This is a genomic window from Streptomyces sp. LE64, assembly GCF_052606915.1.
This window is the reverse complement of record NZ_CP199708.1, coordinates 1,257,638-1,276,642: the sequence shown is the minus strand read 5'-3', so window position 1 is coordinate 1,276,642 and position 19,005 is coordinate 1,257,638. Positions and strand designations below refer to the sequence as shown.

General features: G+C 71.9%; 18 protein-coding genes and 1 riboswitch. Of the genes, 10 read left to right on the top strand and 8 right to left on the bottom strand.

The features are described 5' to 3' along the window. Positions 1-24: 24 nt before the first annotated feature. A complete protein-coding gene (locus ACSMX9_RS05705; RefSeq protein WP_445400462.1) occupies positions 25-426 on the bottom strand; it encodes a hypothetical protein in 402 nt (133 codons plus the stop codon). 211 nt (positions 427-637) lie between these two features. Between ACSMX9_RS05705 and ctaE the strand changes: the two genes are divergently transcribed. From ctaE to ACSMX9_RS05675, 6 genes are all read left to right on the top strand, one after another. After that, entirely contained in the window at positions 638-1,258 is a 621-nt protein-coding gene (gene ctaE, locus ACSMX9_RS05700; RefSeq protein WP_351242385.1) for an aa3-type cytochrome oxidase subunit III, read from the top strand. Between the two features lie 74 nt (positions 1,259-1,332). Then, complete coding sequence (qcrC, locus tag ACSMX9_RS05695; protein ID WP_445400460.1) at positions 1,333-2,142, top strand: cytochrome bc1 complex diheme cytochrome c subunit; 810 nt, start codon at positions 1,333-1,335, stop codon at positions 2,140-2,142. Beyond that, positions 2,139-3,197, top strand: a complete 1,059-nt coding sequence (gene qcrA / locus ACSMX9_RS05690; protein WP_445400458.1) for a cytochrome bc1 complex Rieske iron-sulfur subunit — start codon at positions 2,139-2,141, stop codon at positions 3,195-3,197. The genes qcrC and qcrA overlap by 4 nt, the downstream gene beginning before the upstream one ends. After that, positions 3,194-4,834: a cytochrome bc1 complex cytochrome b subunit gene (qcrB, locus tag ACSMX9_RS05685; RefSeq protein ID WP_445400456.1), complete on the top strand. Its 1,641-nt coding sequence runs from the start codon at positions 3,194-3,196 to the stop codon at positions 4,832-4,834. Before qcrA ends, qcrB begins: the two co-directional genes overlap by 4 nt. Positions 4,835-5,053: 219 nt before the next feature. Continuing rightward, positions 5,054-6,118 carry an anthranilate phosphoribosyltransferase gene (trpD, locus tag ACSMX9_RS05680; RefSeq protein WP_445400454.1) on the top strand — a complete coding sequence of 355 codons (1,065 nt, stop codon included), beginning with the start codon at positions 5,054-5,056 and terminating at the stop codon, positions 6,116-6,118. Between the two features lie 107 nt (positions 6,119-6,225). Then, positions 6,226-6,342, top strand: a riboswitch (SAM riboswitch). Positions 6,343-6,587: 245 nt separating this feature from the next. Continuing rightward, positions 6,588-7,976 carry an aminotransferase class V-fold PLP-dependent enzyme gene (locus tag ACSMX9_RS05675; protein ID WP_445400452.1) on the top strand — a complete coding sequence of 463 codons (1,389 nt, stop codon included), beginning with the start codon at positions 6,588-6,590 and terminating at the stop codon, positions 7,974-7,976. On the opposite strand, the gene ACSMX9_RS05670 is transcribed toward ACSMX9_RS05675, so the two are convergent. The 7 genes from ACSMX9_RS05670 to ACSMX9_RS05640 all read right to left on the bottom strand — a co-directional run bounded on the left by ACSMX9_RS05670 (position 7,919) and on the right by ACSMX9_RS05640 (position 14,474). Next, the gene (locus tag ACSMX9_RS05670; RefSeq protein WP_445400450.1) at positions 7,919-9,139 is read right to left on the bottom strand and encodes a glycerate kinase; all 1,221 of its coding nucleotides are present in this window, start codon (positions 9,137-9,139) and stop codon (positions 7,919-7,921) included. The two genes, ACSMX9_RS05675 and ACSMX9_RS05670, sit on opposite strands and share 58 nt — an antisense overlap. 66 nt (positions 9,140-9,205) lie before the next feature. Beyond that, positions 9,206-10,600, bottom strand: coding sequence for an SLC13 family permease (locus ACSMX9_RS05665; protein WP_445402905.1), 1,395 nt, complete (start codon positions 10,598-10,600; stop codon positions 9,206-9,208). 198 nt (positions 10,601-10,798) lie between these two features. Then, positions 10,799-11,461 (bottom strand): response regulator transcription factor, encoded by a 663-nt coding sequence (locus ACSMX9_RS05660; protein WP_351242401.1) that lies wholly within the window; start codon positions 11,459-11,461, stop codon positions 10,799-10,801. Beyond that, complete coding sequence (locus tag ACSMX9_RS05655) at positions 11,458-12,972, bottom strand: ATP-binding protein (protein WP_445400448.1); 1,515 nt, start codon at positions 12,970-12,972, stop codon at positions 11,458-11,460. Before ACSMX9_RS05655 ends, ACSMX9_RS05660 begins: the two co-directional genes overlap by 4 nt. Then, positions 12,929-13,282, bottom strand: coding sequence for a small secreted hydrophilic protein (locus tag ACSMX9_RS05650; protein ID WP_445400446.1), 354 nt, complete (start codon positions 13,280-13,282; stop codon positions 12,929-12,931). Before ACSMX9_RS05650 ends, ACSMX9_RS05655 begins: the two co-directional genes overlap by 44 nt. A 119-nt stretch (positions 13,283-13,401) precedes the next feature. Continuing rightward, complete coding sequence (locus ACSMX9_RS05645; protein ID WP_351242407.1) at positions 13,402-13,683, bottom strand: Lrp/AsnC family transcriptional regulator; 282 nt, start codon at positions 13,681-13,683, stop codon at positions 13,402-13,404. Further along, the gene (locus ACSMX9_RS05640) at positions 13,680-14,474 is read right to left on the bottom strand and encodes a rhomboid family intramembrane serine protease (protein WP_445400444.1); all 795 of its coding nucleotides are present in this window, start codon (positions 14,472-14,474) and stop codon (positions 13,680-13,682) included. Before ACSMX9_RS05640 ends, ACSMX9_RS05645 begins: the two co-directional genes overlap by 4 nt. 182 nt (positions 14,475-14,656) lie before the next feature. Between ACSMX9_RS05640 and ACSMX9_RS05635 the strand changes: the two genes are divergently transcribed. The 4 genes from ACSMX9_RS05635 (at position 14,657) to ACSMX9_RS05620 (ending at position 19,004) form a co-directional block, all read left to right on the top strand. Further along, the gene (locus tag ACSMX9_RS05635) at positions 14,657-14,896 is read left to right on the top strand and encodes a hypothetical protein (RefSeq protein WP_351242411.1); all 240 of its coding nucleotides are present in this window, start codon (positions 14,657-14,659) and stop codon (positions 14,894-14,896) included. 42 nt (positions 14,897-14,938) lie between these two features. Next, a complete protein-coding gene (locus ACSMX9_RS05630) occupies positions 14,939-16,288 on the top strand; it encodes an NYN domain-containing protein (protein ID WP_445400442.1) in 1,350 nt (449 codons plus the stop codon). Positions 16,289-16,591: 303 nt separating this feature from the next. Beyond that, positions 16,592-17,686 (top strand): C40 family peptidase, encoded by a 1,095-nt coding sequence (locus tag ACSMX9_RS05625; RefSeq protein ID WP_366114439.1) that lies wholly within the window; start codon positions 16,592-16,594, stop codon positions 17,684-17,686. A 286-nt stretch (positions 17,687-17,972) separates the two neighbouring features. Continuing rightward, the gene (locus tag ACSMX9_RS05620) at positions 17,973-19,004 is read left to right on the top strand and encodes an NlpC/P60 family protein (RefSeq protein ID WP_445400440.1); all 1,032 of its coding nucleotides are present in this window, start codon (positions 17,973-17,975) and stop codon (positions 19,002-19,004) included. Position 19,005: the final 1 nt, after the last annotated feature.

The following is a 19,005-nucleotide window of genomic DNA, read 5'->3' as shown; positions in this document are numbered from 1 at the left end:
CCGGAACGGAGCCCGTGGGACCTCCTACGCCTGCACGGCCAGCCGGCTGCGCAGCAGCCCGGCCAGGGCCTGCGCGAACTCCACCGGCTCCACCGGGTGGGTCACCGCGGCCTCGGCGCGGCTCCAGGTGGCCAGCCAGGCGTCCTGGGGCCGGCCGATCAGCAGCAGCACCGGCGGGCAGCGGAACACCTCGTCCTTGATCTGCCGGCAGACGCCCATGCCGCCCGCGGGCACCGCCTCCCCGTCCAGGACGCACACGTCGATGCCGCCCCGGTCCAGTTCCTTGAGCACCGCGGGCAGGGTGGCGCACTCGACGAACTCGACGGGCGGCAGGTCCGCGGCCGGTCGGCGCCCCGCGGCCAGCCGCACCTGCTCCCGCGTGTTCGCGTCGTCGCTGTAGACCAGCACCGTGGCGGTCGGCTGCATTGTTCCTCCGAGTGCGTGCGGGCACCGGGACCGTGGGGCCCGGGGCTGTGGGATGCCTGGGACGGGAACCGCTGGGGCGGATGCTACTCGCTCGGACACGTCGTCAACACCGGTTCGGACACCGCTTCGATGGGCCATCCGGGCAGCGCACACGGGGTGGACACACCGAACGGCACCCCCCGGAGTGAGGGCGAGATAAGCGACCGACATAATGTCGGTCGTGGCGACAGCAACGACAGTAGAAACCGGGCCCGCGCACCCGTCGGTCAATCGGCCGAACCTCACCAGCGTCGGAACCATCATTTGGTTGAGTTCCGAGCTGATGTTCTTCGCGGCGCTCTTCGCGATGTACTTCACCCTGCGATCGGTGACCGGTCCCGACTTCTGGAAGGAACAGGCGTCGACCCTGAACCTCCCGTTCTCGGCGACGAACACCACGATCCTGGTGCTCTCCTCCTTCACCTGCCAGCTCGGCGTTTTCGCCGCCGAGCGCGGGGACGTGAAGAAGCTCCGGATGTGGTTCATCGTGACCTTCATCATGGGTGCGATCTTCATCGGCGGTCAGATCTTCGAGTACACGGAGCTGGTGAAGGAGTACGGCCTCTCGCTGTCCTCCGACCCGTACGGCTCCGCGTTCTACCTGACCACCGGCTTCCACGGACTGCACGTGACGGGGGGCTTGATCGCCTTCCTCCTGGTCCTGGGTCGCACCTACGCGGCCAGAAGGTTCACCCACGAGCAGGCGACCGCCGCGATCGTCGTGTCCTACTACTGGCACTTCGTCGATGTCGTGTGGATCGGCCTCTTCGCCACGATCTACTTGATCAAGTAATCGGGCCGCGCCCCCAGGGCCGCTCCCGACAACCAGAAGCATCGACGCAGAAGATCCTGACACCGGGGTAATCCGTGAAAAAGCTCTCCGCACGACGACGCCACCCGCTGGCGGCGGTCGTCGTCCTACTCCTCGCGCTGGCGGCCACCGGGGGGCTGTACGCCGCGTTCGCGCCGGCGGACAAGGCGCAGGCCGATGAGACCGCCCAGTCCCTCGCCATCGAAGAGGGCAAGAAGCTGTACGCCGTCGGCTGCGCCAGCTGCCACGGCACGGCCGGTCAGGGCAGCTCCGACGGTCCGCCGCTGGCGGGCGTCGGCGCCGCCGCCGTCGACTTCCAGGTCGGTACCGGCCGGATGCCGATGGTGGCCCAGGGTGCCCAGGCCCCGAAGAAGAAGAAGGTCTACACGCAGGCCCAGATCGACCAGCTCGCGGCCTTCGTCTCCACCATGGGCCCCGGCCCGGAGGTGCCCACCGAGGACCAGTACAGCCTCGACGGCGCGGACGCCGCCAACGGCGGTGAGCTGTTCCGCAACAACTGCGCGCAGTGCCACAACTTCACCGGTCAGGGCGGTGCCCTCACCAAGGGCAAGTACGCCCCCAGCCTGGAGGGCGTCAGCCCGAAGCACCTCTACGAGGCCATGCAGACCGGGCCGCAGAACATGCCTTCCTTCCCCGACACCACGCTGCCGGAGAAGGAGAAGAAGGACATCATCGCCTACGTCAACGCGGTCAACGGGGACAAGACGGTCAACCAGGGTGGTCTGACCCTCGGCGGCCTCGGGCCGGTCAGTGAGGGCCTGTTCGCCTGGATCTTCGGTCTCGGTGCGCTGATCATCACCGCCATCTGGGTCGCCGCTCGGACCGCAAAGGCCAAGAAGTCATGAGTAGCCAAGACATTCCAGAAGAGAACCTGCCCGCAGCGCAGGACCACGCCCACGGCTCGGTAGCCCTCGCGGACACGGAGAACCCGTTCGCCGACCCGGGACTGCCGCCGCACGAGCACCGCATCCAGGACATCGACGAGCGGGCCGCCAAGCGGTCCGAGCGCACCGTGGCCCTGATGTTCGTGCTGTCGATGCTGGGCACGATCGGCTTCATCGTCGCGTACGTGATGATCCCGGTCGACAAGTCCATCTACGTGTGGCCGATCGGGCACACCAACGCCCTCAACTTCACCCTGGGCCTGACCCTCGGCGTGTCGTTGTTCCTCATCGGCGCGGGAGCGGTCCACTGGGCCCGCACCCTGATGTCCGACGTGGAGATGGTCGACGAGCGCCACCCCATCGCCGCCTCCCCCGAGGTCAAGGCGAAGGTCATGGCGGACTTCCGGCAGGGAGCCGAGGAGTCCGGCATGGGCCGGCGCAAGCTGATCCGCAACACGATGTTCGGTGCGCTGGCGCTGTTCCCGCTCTCCGGCGTCGTCCTGCTCGGCGGTCTGGGCCCGGCGCCCGGCACCAAGCTCCGCCACACCCTGTGGGCCAAGGGCAAGCTGCTCGTCAACATGAACACCGACGAGCCGCTGCGCCCCGAGGACATCGCCGTCGGTTCGCTGACCTTCGTCAAGCCCGAGGGCCTGGAGGAGCACGACCACGACTTCCTGGTCGAGATCACCAAGGCCGCCGTGATGATCGTCCGGCTCCAGCCCGGGGACATCAAGGACAAGCAGGAACTGGCCTGGTCGCACGACGGGATCGTCGCCTACTCCAAGGTTTGCACCCACGTCGGCTGCCCGATCAGCCTGTACGAGCAGCAGACGCACCACGCGCTGTGCCCGTGCCACCAGTCCACCTTCGACCTCTCCGACGGCGCCCGGGTCATCTTCGGCCCCGCCGGCCACCCGCTCCCGCAGCTGCGGATCGGTGTGAACAAGGAGGGTTACCTCGAGGCGCTCGGCGACTTCGACGAGCCTGTCGGTCCGGCCTTCTGGGAGCGCGGATGAGTACCACGACGACCACCGAGACCCAGACCCGCCGGGGCAAAGCGCCCGCGGGCGAGCGGGTCGCCGACTGGGCGGACGGCCGGCTGGGGATCTACTCCCTCGCCAAGGCCAACATGCGCAAGATCTTCCCGGACCACTGGTCCTTCATGCTGGGTGAGGTCTGCCTCTACGCCTTCATCATCATCATCCTCACGGGTGTCTACCTGACCCTGTTCTTCCACCCGTCGATGAACGAGGTGGAGTACCACGGCCCCTACGCCCCGCTCCAGGGCCAGTTGGTGTCCGAGGCGTTCAACTCGACCATGAAGATCTCCTTCGAGGTCCGCGGCGGTCTGCTGATCCGGCAGATCCACCACTGGGCCGCGCTGATCTTCCTGGCCGGCATGTTCGCGCACATGATGCGCGTGTTCTTCACCGGCGCGTTCCGCAAGCCGCGTGAGGTCAACTGGGTCTTCGGCTTCCTGCTGTTCGTCCTCGGCATGTTCACCGGTTTCACCGGCTACTCGCTCCCGGACGACCTGCTGTCGGGCACCGGTGTCCGCTTCATGGAGGGCGCGGTCCTCTCCGTGCCGATCGTCGGCACGTACCTGTCGTTCTTCCTCTTCGGCGGGGAGTTCCCGGGCCACGACTTCGTGGCGCGCTTCTACTCCGCGCACGTGCTGTTGCTGCCGGGCATCATGCTGGGCCTGATCGTGGCCCACCTGATCCTCGTCGTGTACCACAAGCACACCCAGTTCCCCGGCCCCGGCCGGACCCAGAAGAACGTCGTCGGCATGCCCCTGATGCCGGTCTACATGGCCAAGGCGGGCGGCTTCTTCTTCCTGGTCTTCGGCGTCATCGCGGTCATCTCGGCGATGTTCACCCTGAACCCCATCTGGTCGATCGGCCCCTACCGACCCGACATGGTCGGCACCGGCGCCCAGCCCGACTGGTACATGGGCTTCTCCGAGGGTCTGATCCGCGTCATGCCGGGTTGGGAGATCAACTTCGCCGGACACACCCTCGTCCTGGGCGTGTTCATCCCGTTGATGGTCTTCCCGCTGGTGCTGGTCGCGATCGCGGTCTACCCGTTCATCGAGTCCTGGGTCACCGGTGACAAGCGCGAGCACCACCTGCTGGACCGTCCGCGCAACGCTCCGACCCGTACGGCCGTGGGCGTCGCCTGGATCACCTGGTACGTGATCATGCTGATCGGCGGTGGCAACGACCTCGTCGCCACGCACTTCCACCTCTCGATCAACGCGATCACCTGGTTCGTGCGCATCGCGTTCTTCGTGGGGCCGGTCGTGGCCTTCATCGTCACCAAGCGGATCTGCCTCGGCCTCCAGCGCCGGGACCGGGACAAGGTGCTGCACGGACGCGAGTCCGGCATCATCAAGCGCCTGCCGCACGGTGAGTTCATCGAGGTCCACGAGCCGCTCAACCAGGAGCAGCTGCACACGCTCACCCAGCACGAGCAGTACAAGCCGGTCGAGATCGGCCCGCTGGTCGACGAGAACGGAGTGAAGCGCAAGGTCTCCCCGGTGCAGAAGCTGCGGGCCCGTCTGTCGAAGGGCTACTACGGCGAGCAGGGGCAGATCGAGAAGCCCAGCGTCGAGGAGTACAAGGAGATCCAGAGCGGCCACGGCCACCACTGAGTCTCCCGCGCCGGGGCCCGCACGGGCCCCGGCGGGTCGCCACCCGAAGGGCCCCGTCCACTGCACGGACGGGGCCCTTCGCGTCCTCCGCGCCTCGATAGGGTGGATCCAAAGGCACCACGACACCGCACGACCCGCGACGTCGACGGCCGCCCCGCCGGGCGGCCCCGTCCCCGTACGCCGTACGCACCCCGCACGGCCCGCACCCAGGAGCGACCCATGAGCGCTGTGACCCCCACCGGAGGCGACACCGCGGCGGCCCGTTCCTGGCCGGAGGTCCTCACCGCCCTGCTCTCCGGGGCGGACCAGAGCGCCGACGCCACCGCCTGGGCGATGGACCGGATCATGCAGGGGGAGGCGACCGACGCACAGATCGCCGGCTTCGCCGTCGCCCTGCGGGCCAAGGGCGAGACCGTGGAGGAGCTCACCGGACTCGTCGACGCCATGTACCGGCACGCCCGCACCATCGAGGTGCCCGGTCCCAGCGTGGACATCGTCGGCACCGGCGGCGACAACGCCCGCACCGTCAACATCTCCACCATGTCCGCGATCGTCGTCGCCGGGACCGGGGCCAAGGTCGTCAAGCACGGCAACCGCGCCGCCTCCTCCGCGAGCGGGGCCTCCGACGTGCTGGAGAAGCTGGGCGTCAATCTGGAACTGACGCCGGAGCGGGTGGCGGAGGTGGCCGAGGAGGCCGGGATCACCTTCTGCTTCGCCGCCAAGTTCCACCCGGCCATGCGGCACGTCGGCGCCGCCCGCAAGGAACTGGGCATCCGCACCGTCTTCAACTTCCTCGGCCCGCTCACCAATCCGGCCCGGGTCCGGGCGCAGGCCACCGGGGTGGCCGACGCGCGGATGGCGCCGGTGGTGGCCGGCGTGCTCGCCGAACGCGGCTCCTCCGCCCTGGTCTTCCGCGGCGACGACGGCCTGGACGAACTGACCACCACCGCCACCTCCACGGTGTGGGCGGTGCGCGACGGCGCGGTGGCCGAACAGCGCTTCGACCCCCGGGAGGTCGGCATCGACCTGGTGCCGGTGGAGGCGCTGCGCGGCGCGGACGCCTCCCACAACGCGGAGGTGGCCCGCCGGCTGCTCGCGGGGGAGACCGGCCCGGTGCGGGACGCGGTGCTGCTCAACTCGGCGGCGGCCCTGGTGGCGCTGGAGCCCGGCACCGGACCGTTGACCGAGCAGATCCGCACCGGCCTGGTGCGGGCCGCCGAGTCGATCGACTCCGGCGCGGCCCACCGGGTCCTGGAGCGCTGGGTCGCCGTCAGCAACGCCTGACCCGCGTCCGCCCGTCCCACCGGCCGTCTCGTGCGGGGCGGCCGGCGGCGCACCGCCGCCGGGACGGGGTGGTGCGCCCGCGCGATCGTCTGGCATGATGCATCCCAGGTCATGAGTGACAGCGCATCGGCCCCGGCCTGCTGTCCGGCAACCCTCCGTCCGTGGCGGGGTGCCCCGGGTGAAGACCAGGTCGTAGGCAGCGAGGTCTACGGCAAGCGCGGACCCCTCGCGTCTCTCCAGGGGTCCTGGTCGTCGAGGGAGCGGTTTCCGTGAGCAAGCGAATGCGATAGGGCGCAGCGCCCCACCTCCGCGCACGCCCCGTCCGGTGTGTCCCTTCACCCCTTCCCGCGTCCTCCCACGCCCCGTCCCGTTCCGGTCCGTGCGCTCCGCCGTCCGGTGCCGGTCGACGCCCCGCCGCGCGGCGGTCCGGCGTGGCTCCGACGCGCCCTGCCTCACCCGGGAGTCCGTCATGTCCGCACGTGCCACCACCGCCGAGCCCGTCTGCACCGCCGCCGAACCGCTGCTGCCCGTGCTGGGCCGCGAGGTGACCGTCCCCCTCGTCACCGGCGGCGAGGTGACCTACGCGGCGCTCGACTACGCCGCCAGCGCCCCCGCCCTCCAGCGGGTGTGGGACGACGTCGCCGCCTACGCCCCCTACTACGGCAGCGTCCACCGGGGCGCCGGCTACCTCTCCCAGCTCTCCACCGACCTGTTCGAGAACGCCCGCCGGACCGTCGCCGGGTTCCTCGGCTGCCGGGAGGGCGACCAGGTGGTGTTCACCCGCTCCACCACCGACTCGCTGAACCTGCTCGCCGCCGCCCTGCCCGCGGGTTGCCAGGTGTTCGTCTTCGAGACCGAGCACCACGCCTCCCTGCTGCCCTGGCGCGACGCCCGCGTCACCTACCTGGACGCGCCGCGCACCCCCGCCGAGGCGGTGGACACCCTGGAGCGGGCGTTGGCCGACCGCGACCCGTACGGGCCGGCGCTGGTCTGCGTGACCGGCGCCTCCAACGTCACCGGGGAGCTGTGGCCGGTGCGCGAACTGGCCGCCGCCGCGCACGCCCACGGCGCCCGGATCGTGCTGGACGCGGCCCAACTCGCCCCGCACCACCCGGTGGACGTGGCGGACCTGGACGTCGACTGGATCGCCTTCTCCGGACACAAGCTCTACGCCCCCTTCGGCTCCGGGGTGCTCGCCGGGCGCGCGGACTGGCTGCGCACAGCCGAGCCGTACCTGGCCGGCGGCGGCGCCTCCCGGAAGGTGTCGCGCCGGGCCGACGGTGGCGTGGAAGTGGAGTGGCACCAGGACGCGGCCCGCCACGAGGCCGGTTCCCCCAACGTGATCGGCGCCTACGCCATCGCCTCCGCCTGCACGGCGCTCACCGAGGCCGGGTTCGACCGTCTGGTGGCCCGGGAGCAGGAGCTGATCGACCGGGTGCGCGCCGGCTTGGCCGAGGTGCCCCAGGTGCGGGTGCTGTCGCTGTTCGGGGACGACGCGCCCCGGGTCGGCGTCCTCTCCTTCGTGGTGGACGGCTGGAACAGCTCGCACTTCGCCGCCGCGCTCTCCGCCGAGTACGGGATCGGGGTGCGCGACGGGCTGTTCTGCGCCCACCCGCTGGTGCGCACCCTGTTGGGCACCGACCCCCAGGACCCGGGGGAGTGCGGGGCGCCCGAGGCGGCCCCCGGGGAGCGTTCGCTGAACGCGGTCCGGGTCAGCTTCGGCGCGGGCACCCCCGACGAGCACGTGGACCGGTTCGTCCGGGCCGTGCGGGAACTCGTCGTCGAGGGCGCCCGCTGGAGCTACCGCACCGAGGACGGGCGCTGCGTGCCGGACCGGACGGCGCCCACCGGCTCCTGAGGACGGCCCCCGGACAGCCGGGTGCCGAGCTGGACCATCCGCAGGGCGCGTTCGGTGGCGTCGGTGAGCAACTCGCCGCCCCGGCCGAGCGCCTCGGTGAGGTCCATCGGCGCGGGCATGATCGACGCGTAGGCGTCCACCCCGACCGAGCGCACCCGGTGGGCGCCCTCGCCCAGGGTGCCGGCCAGCGCCAACACCGGGCGGTCGTGCAGCTTGGCGCGGCGGGCGACCTCGGCGGGGACCTTGCCGCGCGGGGTCTGGTGGTCCAGCGCGCCCTCGGCGGTGATGACCAGGTCGGCGCGGGCCAGCCGCTCGTCGAGCCCGATGCGGTCCAGCAGCACCTCGAACCGGGGCAGCAACTCGGCGCCCAGCGCCGCGAGTCCGGCGCCGAGCCCGCCGGAGGCTCCGGTGCCGCGGCCGTGGCACAGGTCGGTGGGCACCTTCAGGTCACGGGTGAGGACGGCGGCCCAGTGCTCCAGGGCGGCGGCCAACTGCTCCACCTGCTCGGGGGTCGCGCCCTTCTGCGGGCCGAAGACCCGGGCCACGCCGCGCTCCCCGCACAGCACGTTGTACGGGTTGCAGGCGACCCGGATGCGGGTCTCGGCCAGCCGCGGGTCCAGCCCGGTGGCGTCGACGCGGTCCAGCCGGGACAGGGCGCCGCCGCCGGGCGGGAGTTCCTCGCCGTCCGCGTCCAGCAGTCGCGCACCGAGCGCCTGGAGGGCGCCCGCGCCGCCGTCGGAGGTCCCGGAGTCGCCGCAGCCGACGAGGACGTGCCGGGCCCCGGCGTCGAGGGCGGCGCGGATCAACTCGCCGACGCCGTAGGTGGTGGTGGCCCCCGGGTCCCGCAGGCCCCGGGGCACCAGGGAGAGCCCGGCGACCGCGGCCATCTCCACCACGGCGGTGCCCTCGGCGTCGCCGAGCAGGGCGAAGTGGGTGCCGATGCGCTCCCCGGTGGGGCCGGTGGCCCGCAGCGGGACCAACCGTCCGCCGGACGCCGTGGCCAGGGCGCGGGCGGTGCCCTCGCCGCCGTCGACCAGCGGTATCAGGTCGATCTCGGCGTCGGGGAGCACCCTGCGCACGCCGGCGGCGATGGCTTCGGCGGCGGCTTCGGCGGACAGGGACTCCTTGAAGCCGCTGGGGGCGACGGCGAATCGGGTGAGCATCGTGGGTACTCCTGGGGGTGAGGGTGTGCGGGCGGATCGCCCGCGGGTGCGGGGCCGAGGCCCCGGTCAGGGGGTGAGGGGGACGCCCAGCAGCGGCCAGACCGCGACCGCGAACAGCAGCACCAGCACGGCCGTGAGCGGAGCCAGCACGGCGGACATCCGCAGCAGGTCCCCCGGGGTGTAGGTCGGGATGCCGGGCACGTCGGAGTAGAGCGTGACGGGCTTGGCCGAGGCCGGCAGGGTGTGGCAGAAGCCGGCGGCGGCGGTGGAGGCGAGGGCCGCGGCCACCGGGTTGACCCCGGCGGAGGCCGCTGCCGCGACGACCAGCGGCACCAGCACCGAGGAGCGGGCGGAGCGCGACTGGAGGAGCAGGTGGGCGCCGGTGGACACGGTGATGACCACGGCGAGGAACAGCCACGGCGGCAGGTCCAGCGGGATGCCGCCCACCAGCCAGGCGGCGGCCCCGGAGTCGGAGAGGGCCAGGCCCATGGCCATGGTGGCCGCCATGAACAGCAGCATCGACCAGGGCACCGTCTTCAGGGCGTCCTTCAGCCGCACCGTGCCGAGTGCGGGGGAGGAGGCCACGACCGCACCGATCAGGGCCACCACGGCGGGCGGCACCCGGTGCAGCGGCTCGCTGCACCACAGGGCGATCACGGTGGCGAGCAGCAGGGCGCAGCGGGTCTCGGCCGGCTCCCAGGGTCCGGTGACGGGCCGCTCGCTGTGCTCCTGGATCTCCTCGGCGGTGATCTGGACGGGGCCTTCGCGGTCGGCGCGCTTGGTGGTGGTGAAGAGCACCACCTCGGCGGCCAGGTGGGAGGAGACGATCGCCAACGGCAGGCCGATGAGCAGCCATTCGGTGAAGCCGATCCGCTGGCCCACCGCGTCCCACAGCACGGACACGGTGATCAGGTGCGCGCCCGCGCCGATCAGGGTGGCGACCGCGGAGAGCAGGATCACCGTGGGGAACAGCAGGGCGAGCATCACCACCAGGCGCTTGCGGTCGGCGAGGACCTTGGCCAGGGCCAGGAAGACCGGCATGGCGAGCGCGGCCCGGCCGGAGGTGGCGGGCACCGCGAAGGCGGTCACCACCAGGGCGGCCGTCGTCAGGTGCACGAGTTGACGGACGTTGCGGGCGCCGCTGACCAGGAAGGCCGCGGCGCGGCCGGCCAGTCCGGTCCGGGAGACGGCTGCGGCCAGCACGAAGGCGCAGATCAGCAGCCACACGGTGTCGTCGCCGAGCGTGCCGAACAGCGCGTCGCTGCTGATCACGCCGGTGGCGGTGAGGGCGAGTCCGGCGCCGAGCGCGATGTAGGTGTCGTCGATCGGGGTGCCGATCCACGCGCAGGTGGCCAGCGCGAAGACGGCCAGCGTGATCCGTGCGTCGCCGCCCAGTCCCGGGAAGTTGCCGGGTACCACGAGCACCGCACAGATGCTCAGGGCCACGCACAGGGTCGCCATTTGCCGGTAGTTCACAGTCACATGAAGAAGGTTTCACCCGGGCGGTGAGTGCTCCATGAGCCGTTGATGAAGGGAACTTCACGGAAGGCGGGCCCCGCCGGCACCGGCGGGCGAAGACGCCTGCACGGGGCCACCGGAGTGCGCGGGCGCGCACCGTGGGTGACCCCGTGCGGGGCGGGGGACGGCGGAGTCCGGCGGCTACTCGGGCAGCCGGTAGCCCATGCCGCGGACGGTCTCCACCCGGTCCGCGCCCAGCTTCTTGCGCAGCGCCCGGACGTACACGTCCACGATGTTGGAGCCGGGGTCGAAGTCGTACCCCCACACGTGGGACAGGATCTGTTCCCGGGACAGGACCTGTCCGGGGTGGCGCAGGAACAGTTCGAGCAGGACGAACTCGCGGGCGGTCAGGTCGACCGTGCGCTGTCCGGAGCGGGCCCGGCGGGTGCGCAGGTCGAGGCTGAGCTCCCCGTTGCGCAGCACCGTCACCTCGGGGGCCCGGGCGGCGGTGCGCATCCGCAGCCGGACCCGGGCGAGCAGTTCCTCGAAGCGGAACGGCTTGGTCATCCAGTCGTCGGCGCCGCCTTCGAGTCCGGCGACGGTGTCCCGCACCGAGTCCCGGGCGGTGAGCACGATCACGGGGACCGAGACGCGGGCCTCGCGCAGCTGCCGCAGGACGGTGAAGCCGTCCTTCCCGGGCAGCCCTATGTCGAGCACGATGAGGTCGAAGCCGCCGGTGACGGCGTACTCGTAGGCGGCCTCGCCGTCGCCGACGACGGTGGTGGCGAAGCCGTTGGCGCGCAGTCCCTTCTCCACGAAGGAGGCGATGCGTTCCTCGTCCTCCACGATGAGTATCCGGTTCACGGCACGGCCTCCTCAGCGGGCTCCTCGCCGGCGGTCAGCAGGATGGTTTCGGCATCCAGGTCGAAGACGAGCACGAAGGTGGCGCCGCCGCCCTCGGTGGTCCGCAGTTCGACCCGTCCCCCGTGGCCTTCGGCGATGGCCTTGACGATCGCGAGGCCGAGCCCCGCTCCGGTGGCCCGGGCGCCGCGGCGGGCGGTGCCCCGTCGGAACCGCTCGAAGATGACCTGGGCGTCCTGGGGTTGGACGCCGGGACCGCCGTCCGCCACGTACAGCTCGACCCGCCCCTCCTCGATCCGGGAGCCGATGGTGACCTGCTGGCCGGTGACGGTGTGCTGCACCGCGTTCTGGGCGAGCTGCACCATGGCCTGGGTGATGCGTTGGGCGTCGAGTCGGACCTCGGCGTCGGCGATCGAGCCGAGCAGCCAGGTCCGTTCGCCGAGCGCCCGGGCCTTGACGAACACGTCGGCGGTCAGCTCGCCGAGCTGCACCGGTTCCGGGGCTACGAAGTCGGGCCGCTCGGCCTTGGCGAGCAGCAGCAGGTCCTCCACGATCCGGCTCATCCGCTCCAGTTCCTCCAGGACGATCCGGACGGTCTCCTCGCGTTCGGCGGGGTCGTCGCCCATCAGCTCCAGATGGCCCCGGACGATGGTGATGGGGGTGCGCAGTTCGTGACCGGCGTCGTCGACGAACTCGCGCTGGGCGGCGAAGGCGCGCTCCAACCGGTCGAGCATGGCGTTGAACGTCTCGGCGAGCGCGGCGATGTCGTCGCGGCCCTGCACCGGGATGCGCCTGGTCAGGTCCTGTTCGGTGAGTTGGGCGGCGGTGGTGCGGATCAGCCGCACCGGCCGCAGGATGCGTCCGGCGACGGCCCAGCCGATGCCGGTGGTCATCAGCAGTGCCACCCCGGAGATGGCGAGCAGCATGGTGAAGACGTCGTCGGCCTTCTTCTGCTCGCCGCCGGGGTGGAAGGCCACCACGAACGCGGCCCGCGGCATCCGGGAGTCCGCCTCGATGTCCACCCGCGCCCAGCGCACCTCCCCCCGGGAGCGGTGCAGGGTGCCCAGCGAATCCTCGGACTCGAATATCTCGGTGAACGCCCCTTCGTCCTTGGCCAACGGGTTCTTCACCCGGGGCTCCCGGGGTTGGACCATTTTGCGGGGACGGTCCCCGGGTTTCTCGGTCAGTCCCAGCAACTCCTCGTCGGGGTCGGCGTACTGGCGCTCCAGGAACAGCCGCAGCAGTGCCTGCGGGTCGGTGAAGCGCTGGCCGGTCCGCGGGTCGACGCCCTGTCGGGCGAGGTTCGCGAACTCGGCGGTCTCCTGGACGAGCAGTCCGCGGATGCGGTCGTCGGCCTCCTTCAGGAGCACCGAACGGGTGGCGAAGGCCACGGCGCCGAGCGCCACCGCCATCACCAGCAGGAGCCAGAGCAGGATGCGCAGCCGGGCGGACACCCAGCGTCGCACCGGATCAGCCGTCGTCACCGGCGTCGTCGCCGCCCGGGCCGTCGTCATCGTCGTCTCCGCTGGGGGAAGGGCTGGGGGAGGCGCTTGCCGAGGGGCTCGGGGAAGCGCCGTCGTCGGAGTCGTCGGAATCGTTCTTCCCGGACCGCGAGGGGGTGGGGGTCCGGTCCACGGGAGCCGGCGAGACCGTCTCGTCCTTGGGTGGGCTGTTCGGCGAGGCGGGCGAGCCGCTCTCCAACTCCACCTTCGTCGGCACCTTGCGGTCGTCCTGCGTGTCGGTCAGTGCGTAACTCGTCACCGCGATCCCCAGGGGGATCGCGACGACCGCGGCGAGCGCCGCTATGCGATGTGTGAAGACCATGGCACTGATCGTGGCGAACCGAACCGCGCCGCTGGATGAGTCGAAGATGAAGACTTCTTCACCTCGGCCCGGTGGATCCCGGTGACGGGGGAGCGGTGGGCGGGCGCGCGGGGCGGGTCCTAGGAGTCCAGTCCGATGGCGAACGCGGCTTCGAGGTCGTGTTGGGAGTAGGTGCGGAACGCCACGTGGGTGTCGGTGGCCTCGACGCCGGGGATCTTGCTGATCCGGCCGGGGATGATCTCGGCGAGGTCCTCGTGCGCCCGGACCCGGACCATGGCGACCAGGTCGTAGGTGCCGGTCACGGAGAAGACCTCGCTGACCCCGTCCAGCCCCGCGACGGCCTCGGCGATCTCGGGGATCCGGTCCACGCTGGTCTTGATGAGCACGATCGCGGTGATCACGGTCTGTCGTCTCCCTCGGGGGCCGCGGCTGGTGGTGTCACTGTAGCCGGGGGTGCGATCGGGGCGTTTCGGATGCCGCACCGGTCCCGGCCGACCCGGGCGCGGGCCGCCCAGCAGCACAGCACCCCGAGCCCGAAGCCGATCAGGTGCGCCAGGTGGGCCACGCCGCTCCCGCCGCCGCCCCGACCGACCGCGAGCCACTGGAGGCCCGCCCAGAACGGCAGCACCACCCAGGCGGGCAGTCGCAGCGGCAGGAAGAACAGGAACGGGAACAGACTGGTCACCCGTGCCCCGGGGAAGAGGTACAGGAAGGCCCCGAGCACCGCCGAGATCGCTCCCGAGGCCCCCACCAGGGGCACCGCCGAGTCGGCGTGCGCCACCGCGTACCCCACGAGTGCCAGGGCTCCGCACCCCCCGTACAGCGCGAGGTAGCGCGGTGAACCCAGGCGCTTCTCGGCCATCACCCCGAAGACCTGGAGGAACAGCATGTTGCCGAGCAGGTGGAGCCAGCCGCCGTGCACGAACAGGGCGGTGACCGGGGTCGACAGCGCGGGGGCCCGTCCGGCCAGCAGTTCGGCGGGGACCACGCCCCAACGTGCGAACAGGTCCCGCTGGGCGAGCGCGAGGGCGTCCCCGGCGCCGTGCAGCGCACCGATGCCCGAGGCGGGGGAGCCGACGAAGAGCGCCGTGCACGCCGCGATCAGCGCGTACGTGACCGGTGCCGCCGAGACCGCCGCCACCAGGGGCGCGGTCCGCTGTGGTCGCTCCGTGGCGTCCGGGGAGCCGATCATGAGCAGATCATGGCGGAACAGGACCGAAACCGGACGGTTGCCCCGCCGTTGCCGGGGGCCGAGCGGTGGCACCCGTCCAGGTCGTAGGGTTACGGCGACACGGGCTCAGGCGACGGGCGCACCATGGAAGTGATCGGGTCCGCCGCCGAGGCCCCGGCACCCGACGGAAAGTGACGCTCACGATGACGGTACCCCTGCCGACCGACACCACCCGGTGGCGCTGCACGCTCTGCGGCAACCTCACCCGGTTCGACGTGACCCGTTCGTCGAAGGTGGTGGAGTACGTCCACCTCGACCTGGCCGGGCAGCCGAAGGTGGAGGAGCGCGAGGTCGTCAGTGAGACCATCGAGTCCGTGCGTTGCCGATGGTGCAACGCGCTCGACAACGTGGAACTCGTGGACAGGCCGGGCGCCGACTCCTGACGGAGCCGGCCCCGCACAGCTAGCGGCTAGTGGGGTGGACGGATGACGGAGAGCGGAGGCGGTGTGCCGGACGACGGCACGGCCGAGGTGCTCGACCGGCCGCTGCCCGAAGGCGTGCGCCGCCGGGTCGTCCAGATCGTCTCGGACGGCTTCGGCGGGCTCACCCCGGCCGAGCTGCCGAGCGCACTGCGCCAGTACGTCCGCTTCACCCCCAGCCGCCGCGCCAAGTTCGCGGGCAACGCGATGGCCGCGGCGGTCGAGGGCGACGCACTGTTCCGCCAACGCATCGCGGAGTTCCTCCGCCGGGCCCAACCCGAGCTGGCCGAAGCCCTCGACTCGGGGGCCCCGCCACCCGCCGCCGACCCCCTCGACGTGGCCGCCGCGGCCTACGTCCTGCGCCCGGTGGGCTGGGTCAAGCTGGTGGCCGCCGCCGGTGAGGAGGCCCAGCGGGCGGACGCCGAGCGGGCCGACGAGGAGACCCGCGCCGAACTCGACCGGCTGCGCGAGCAACTCGCCGAGGCCCGGCAGCAGGTCCGCACCGAGACGGAACGGCTGCGCGGCGAGCTCGACACCGTCCGCCGCGAGGCCGAGTCCGCCCAGCGCAAGCTGCGCAGCGCCCTGAGCGACGTCAAGCGCGGCCAGGCCGAGCTGCGCAAGGTGCACGCCGAGATGGACCACGTCCGGGCCGAGGGGCAGAGCCAGCTCACCGCGGCCGAGAGCGAGACCCGCCGCCTCAAGTCCCGGCTCGGCGAGACCGAAGCCGCCCTGGAGGCCAGCCGACGGGCCGCGCGCGAGGGCCGCAGCGTGGAGGACATGCGGCTGCGACTGCTCCTGGACACCCTCCTCGAATCCGCCCAGGGACTGCGCCGCGAACTCGCCCTGCCGCCGGTGTCGGTGCGGCCGGCCGACACCGTCGACGCGGTGGAGCCGGGGCGGATGACGCCCAAGGACATCGCGGCGCGGGCCCTGTCCGAGCACGATCCGGCGATCCTGGACCAACTGCTCGGGCTGCCCCAGGCCCATCTGGTCGTCGACGGCTACAACGTCACCAAGACCGGCTATCCGCAGATGCCCTTGGAGAAGCAGCGGCTGCGGTTGCTCGGCCAGCTCTCCCAACTCGCGGCCCAGACCGGTGCCGAGGTCACCTGCGTCTTCGACGGCGCCGAACTCGTCGCACCGGTGCTGCTCGCCCCGCCGCGCGGGGTGCGGGTGCTGTTCTCCAAGCCCGGGGTGACCGCGGACGAGCTGATCCGTCAGCTGGTGCGCGCCGAGCCGCCGGGCCGTCCGGTCATCGTCGCCTCCACGGACCGGGAGGTGGCCGACGGAGTCGCCCGGGCGGGGGCGCGCCCGGTGGCCTCGGTGATGCTCCTCAAGCGGCTGTCGCGAGGGTAGCGGCCCGTCCGTACGCCCCATCGGCCCGTTCCGTCGGATTCGCTCGGTTCATGGCCCTTGGTGGCGTTCCTCATGTTTTCTTGCGACGTAACGTCAGCTCCGGATCACCGCTTGTGAGTTGTGTGTAAAGAATGTCGCTGTGGGGCGAGTTTTTTCCGGTGAGGATTTGAACTGATCACAAGAGGGTCACTAAGGTCGGGCGTCGAACCTCCGCTCGGGTGATCGCTCAACGGGAGCGACGGTGGAGGGGCACCGCCCGCCGGCGAATCGGTAGGCGGCTGAGGCAAGAAGGAGACCGCCCCCGTGGCGTCCCACCGTCGACCGAAGCAGCCCAGCCGCGCCCGCGTGACCGTGCTCACCGCGACCGCCGCGGCGGCCGTCGCGCTCACCTCCCAGACCGCCCAGGCCGCGCCCAGCGCGAAGCCCACCAAGGACGAGGTCAAGTCCAAGGTGGACAAGCTCTACCAGGACGCGGAGAAGGCCACCGAGAAGTACAACGGGGCCAAGGAGAAGCAGGGCAAGCTGGAGAAGGAGATCGGCACCCTCCAGGACAAGGTCGCCCGGGGACAGGACGAGGTCAACGAACTCCGCGCCGGTCTCGGTTCGCTCGCCAGCGCCCAGTACCGCAGCGGCGGCATCGATCCCTCCCTCCAGCTCTTCCTCTCCGCCGACCCGGACAGCTACCTCGACAAGGCGTCCACGCTGGAGCAGCTCAGCGGCAAGCAGGTCGAGGCGCTGCGCACCATCCAGGAGAAGCAGCGCTCCCTCGCCCAGCAGCGGCAGGAGGCCGGCGACAAGCTCAAGGACCTCGCCGACACCCGCAGCGAACTCGGGAAGAAGAAGGGCGAGGTCCAGGGCAAGCTGGCCCAGGCCCAGAAGCTCCTCAACTCCCTCACCGCCGCGGAGAAGGCGGCCCTGGAGGAGGAGGAGAAGCGCGCCAGCCGCGCCAGCGAGCGCACCGCCCTGAAGGCGCAGGAGGAGTCCGCGCCGAAGAAGAGCGCCGGCACCGAGGCGAAGAGCGGTGGCTCCTCCGCCGCCAAGCCGGTGTCGGGCCGGGCCACCTCCGCCTACGCGGCCGGCCAGAGCAAGATCGGCAGCCCGTACGTCTACGGCGCCAGCGGCCCCAGCTCCTTCGACTGCTCCGGCTTCACCTCCTGGTCCTTCGCCCAGGCCAACCAGACCATCCCGCGCACCTCGCAGGCCCAGGCGCAGATCGGCACCCGGATCAACTCGCAGAGCGACCTCCAGGTCGGCGACCTGGTGTTCTTCTACTCCGACCTGCACCACGTCGGCTTCTACGCCGGCAACGGCCAGATCCTGCACTCCCCGCGCACCGGTGCCGTGGTGCGCTACGAGTCGATCAACAACATGCCGTACATGTTCGGCGTCCGCGTCTGACGCGGTCCACCGCCGCACCGCCCGCTGCCGCCCGCGCGCCCAACCGGCCCGCGGGCGGCCGTGCGTTGACGCCCCGCCCCGCCGCCCGAACCCTCCGATCGGGCGAAATCCATGATCCTCCGCTGACCCCCGCCACTCCGCTGACCTGCACCGGCGGGCCACGGTCACGCTCCGTGCGCGAGCCGCTCGTTGGCCGTGACCGGGACGCCCCGCTACTGTCGGCGCGCGATTCCCCCGCCCGAAGGGGGACGTCCGACCGCCGATCAGCAGAGGAGGGCGGCCACCCGTGGGCTCCCACCGTCGCCCAGCGGACTCCGGTCCCGACCGGACCACCCGCCTCACCGTCCTGTCCGCCGCCGCGGTCACCGCGGCGGCGGCGCTCGTCACCACCCCCGCCGGCGCCGCGCCCCGCGACAACCCCGCCGACACCCGCACCGAGGTCGCCCGACTGCTGGCCCAAGCCGAACGGGCCACCGAGGAGTACAACGCGGCCGACGAACGCACCGACCGGCTGCGGGCCACCGCCACCGCGGCCCGCGACCGGGTCGCCCGCGGCCAGGAACGCATCAACACCCTCCGCGGGGCGCTCGGCGCCCTCGCCGGCGCCCAGTACCGCTCCGGGACCATCGCCCCGGGTTGGGAACTGATGCTCTCCGCCGACCCCGACTCCTACCTGGAACGGGCCGCCCTCCTCGACCGCCTCGGCAGCCAGCAGACCGCCGAACTGCGACGACTCCACCAGGCACAGCGCACCCTGGCCCAGGAGCGCGCCGAGGCCGTGCGCGCCCTGGCCGAACTGGAGCGCAGCAGGGCGGAGGTGGCCCGCCGCAAGCACACCGTCGAACGGAAGCTCCGGGAGGCCCGCCGACTGCTCAACTCGCTGACCCGCGCCGAACGCGCCGAGCACGCCCGGGCCTCCCGCTCGGCACGCACCGACCTCCAGCCGTCGCCCCCGAGGGCGGACGCCTCCTCCCCCCGGGCCGCCGCGGCCCTCGCCGCCGCCCGCTCCGCCCTCGGCCGCCCCTACGTGTGGGGCGCCAACGGCCCCGCCGGCTTCGACTGCTCCGGCCTGATGCAGTGGTCCTACGCCCAGGCCGGGGTCTCCCTGCCGCGCACCTCGCAGGCCCAGCGGTTCGCCGGCCGCCGGGTCCCGCTCTCCGCGGCCCGCCCCGGCGACCTGGTCACCTACCGCAGCGACGCCAGCCACATCGGCATGTACGTGGGCGGCGGCCAGGTCATCCACGCCCCCTACCCCGGTGCCGCGGTCCGCTACGACCCGGTCGGGATGATGCCGGTCTCCGCGGTCACCCGGGTCTGAC

Bases quoted from the DNA above. Each gene is read 5' to 3' on its own strand.
- ACSMX9_RS05705 (WP_445400462.1), bottom strand. From the start codon at position 426: ATGCAGCCGACCGCCACGGTGCTGGTCTACAGCGACGACGCGAACACG.
- ctaE (WP_351242385.1), top strand. From the start codon at position 638: ATGTCGGTCGTGGCGACAGCAACGACAGTAGAAACCGGGCCCGCGCAC.
- qcrA (WP_445400458.1), top strand. From the start codon at position 2,139: ATGAGTAGCCAAGACATTCCAGAAGAGAACCTGCCCGCAGCGCAGGAC.
- qcrB (WP_445400456.1), top strand. From the start codon at position 3,194: ATGAGTACCACGACGACCACCGAGACCCAGACCCGCCGGGGCAAAGCG.
- trpD (WP_445400454.1), top strand. From the start codon at position 5,054: ATGAGCGCTGTGACCCCCACCGGAGGCGACACCGCGGCGGCCCGTTCC.
- ACSMX9_RS05675 (WP_445400452.1), top strand. From the start codon at position 6,588: ATGTCCGCACGTGCCACCACCGCCGAGCCCGTCTGCACCGCCGCCGAA.
- ACSMX9_RS05670 (WP_445400450.1), bottom strand. From the start codon at position 9,139: ATGCTCACCCGATTCGCCGTCGCCCCCAGCGGCTTCAAGGAGTCCCTG.
- ACSMX9_RS05665 (WP_445402905.1), bottom strand. From the start codon at position 10,600: ATGGCGACCCTGTGCGTGGCCCTGAGCATCTGTGCGGTGCTCGTGGTA.
- ACSMX9_RS05655 (WP_445400448.1), bottom strand. From the start codon at position 12,972: ATGACGACGGCCCGGGCGGCGACGACGCCGGTGACGACGGCTGATCCG.
- ACSMX9_RS05650 (WP_445400446.1), bottom strand. From the start codon at position 13,282: ATGGTCTTCACACATCGCATAGCGGCGCTCGCCGCGGTCGTCGCGATC.
- ACSMX9_RS05640 (WP_445400444.1), bottom strand. From the start codon at position 14,474: ATGATCGGCTCCCCGGACGCCACGGAGCGACCACAGCGGACCGCGCCC.
- ACSMX9_RS05635 (WP_351242411.1), top strand. From the start codon at position 14,657: ATGACGGTACCCCTGCCGACCGACACCACCCGGTGGCGCTGCACGCTC.
- ACSMX9_RS05630 (WP_445400442.1), top strand. From the start codon at position 14,939: ATGACGGAGAGCGGAGGCGGTGTGCCGGACGACGGCACGGCCGAGGTG.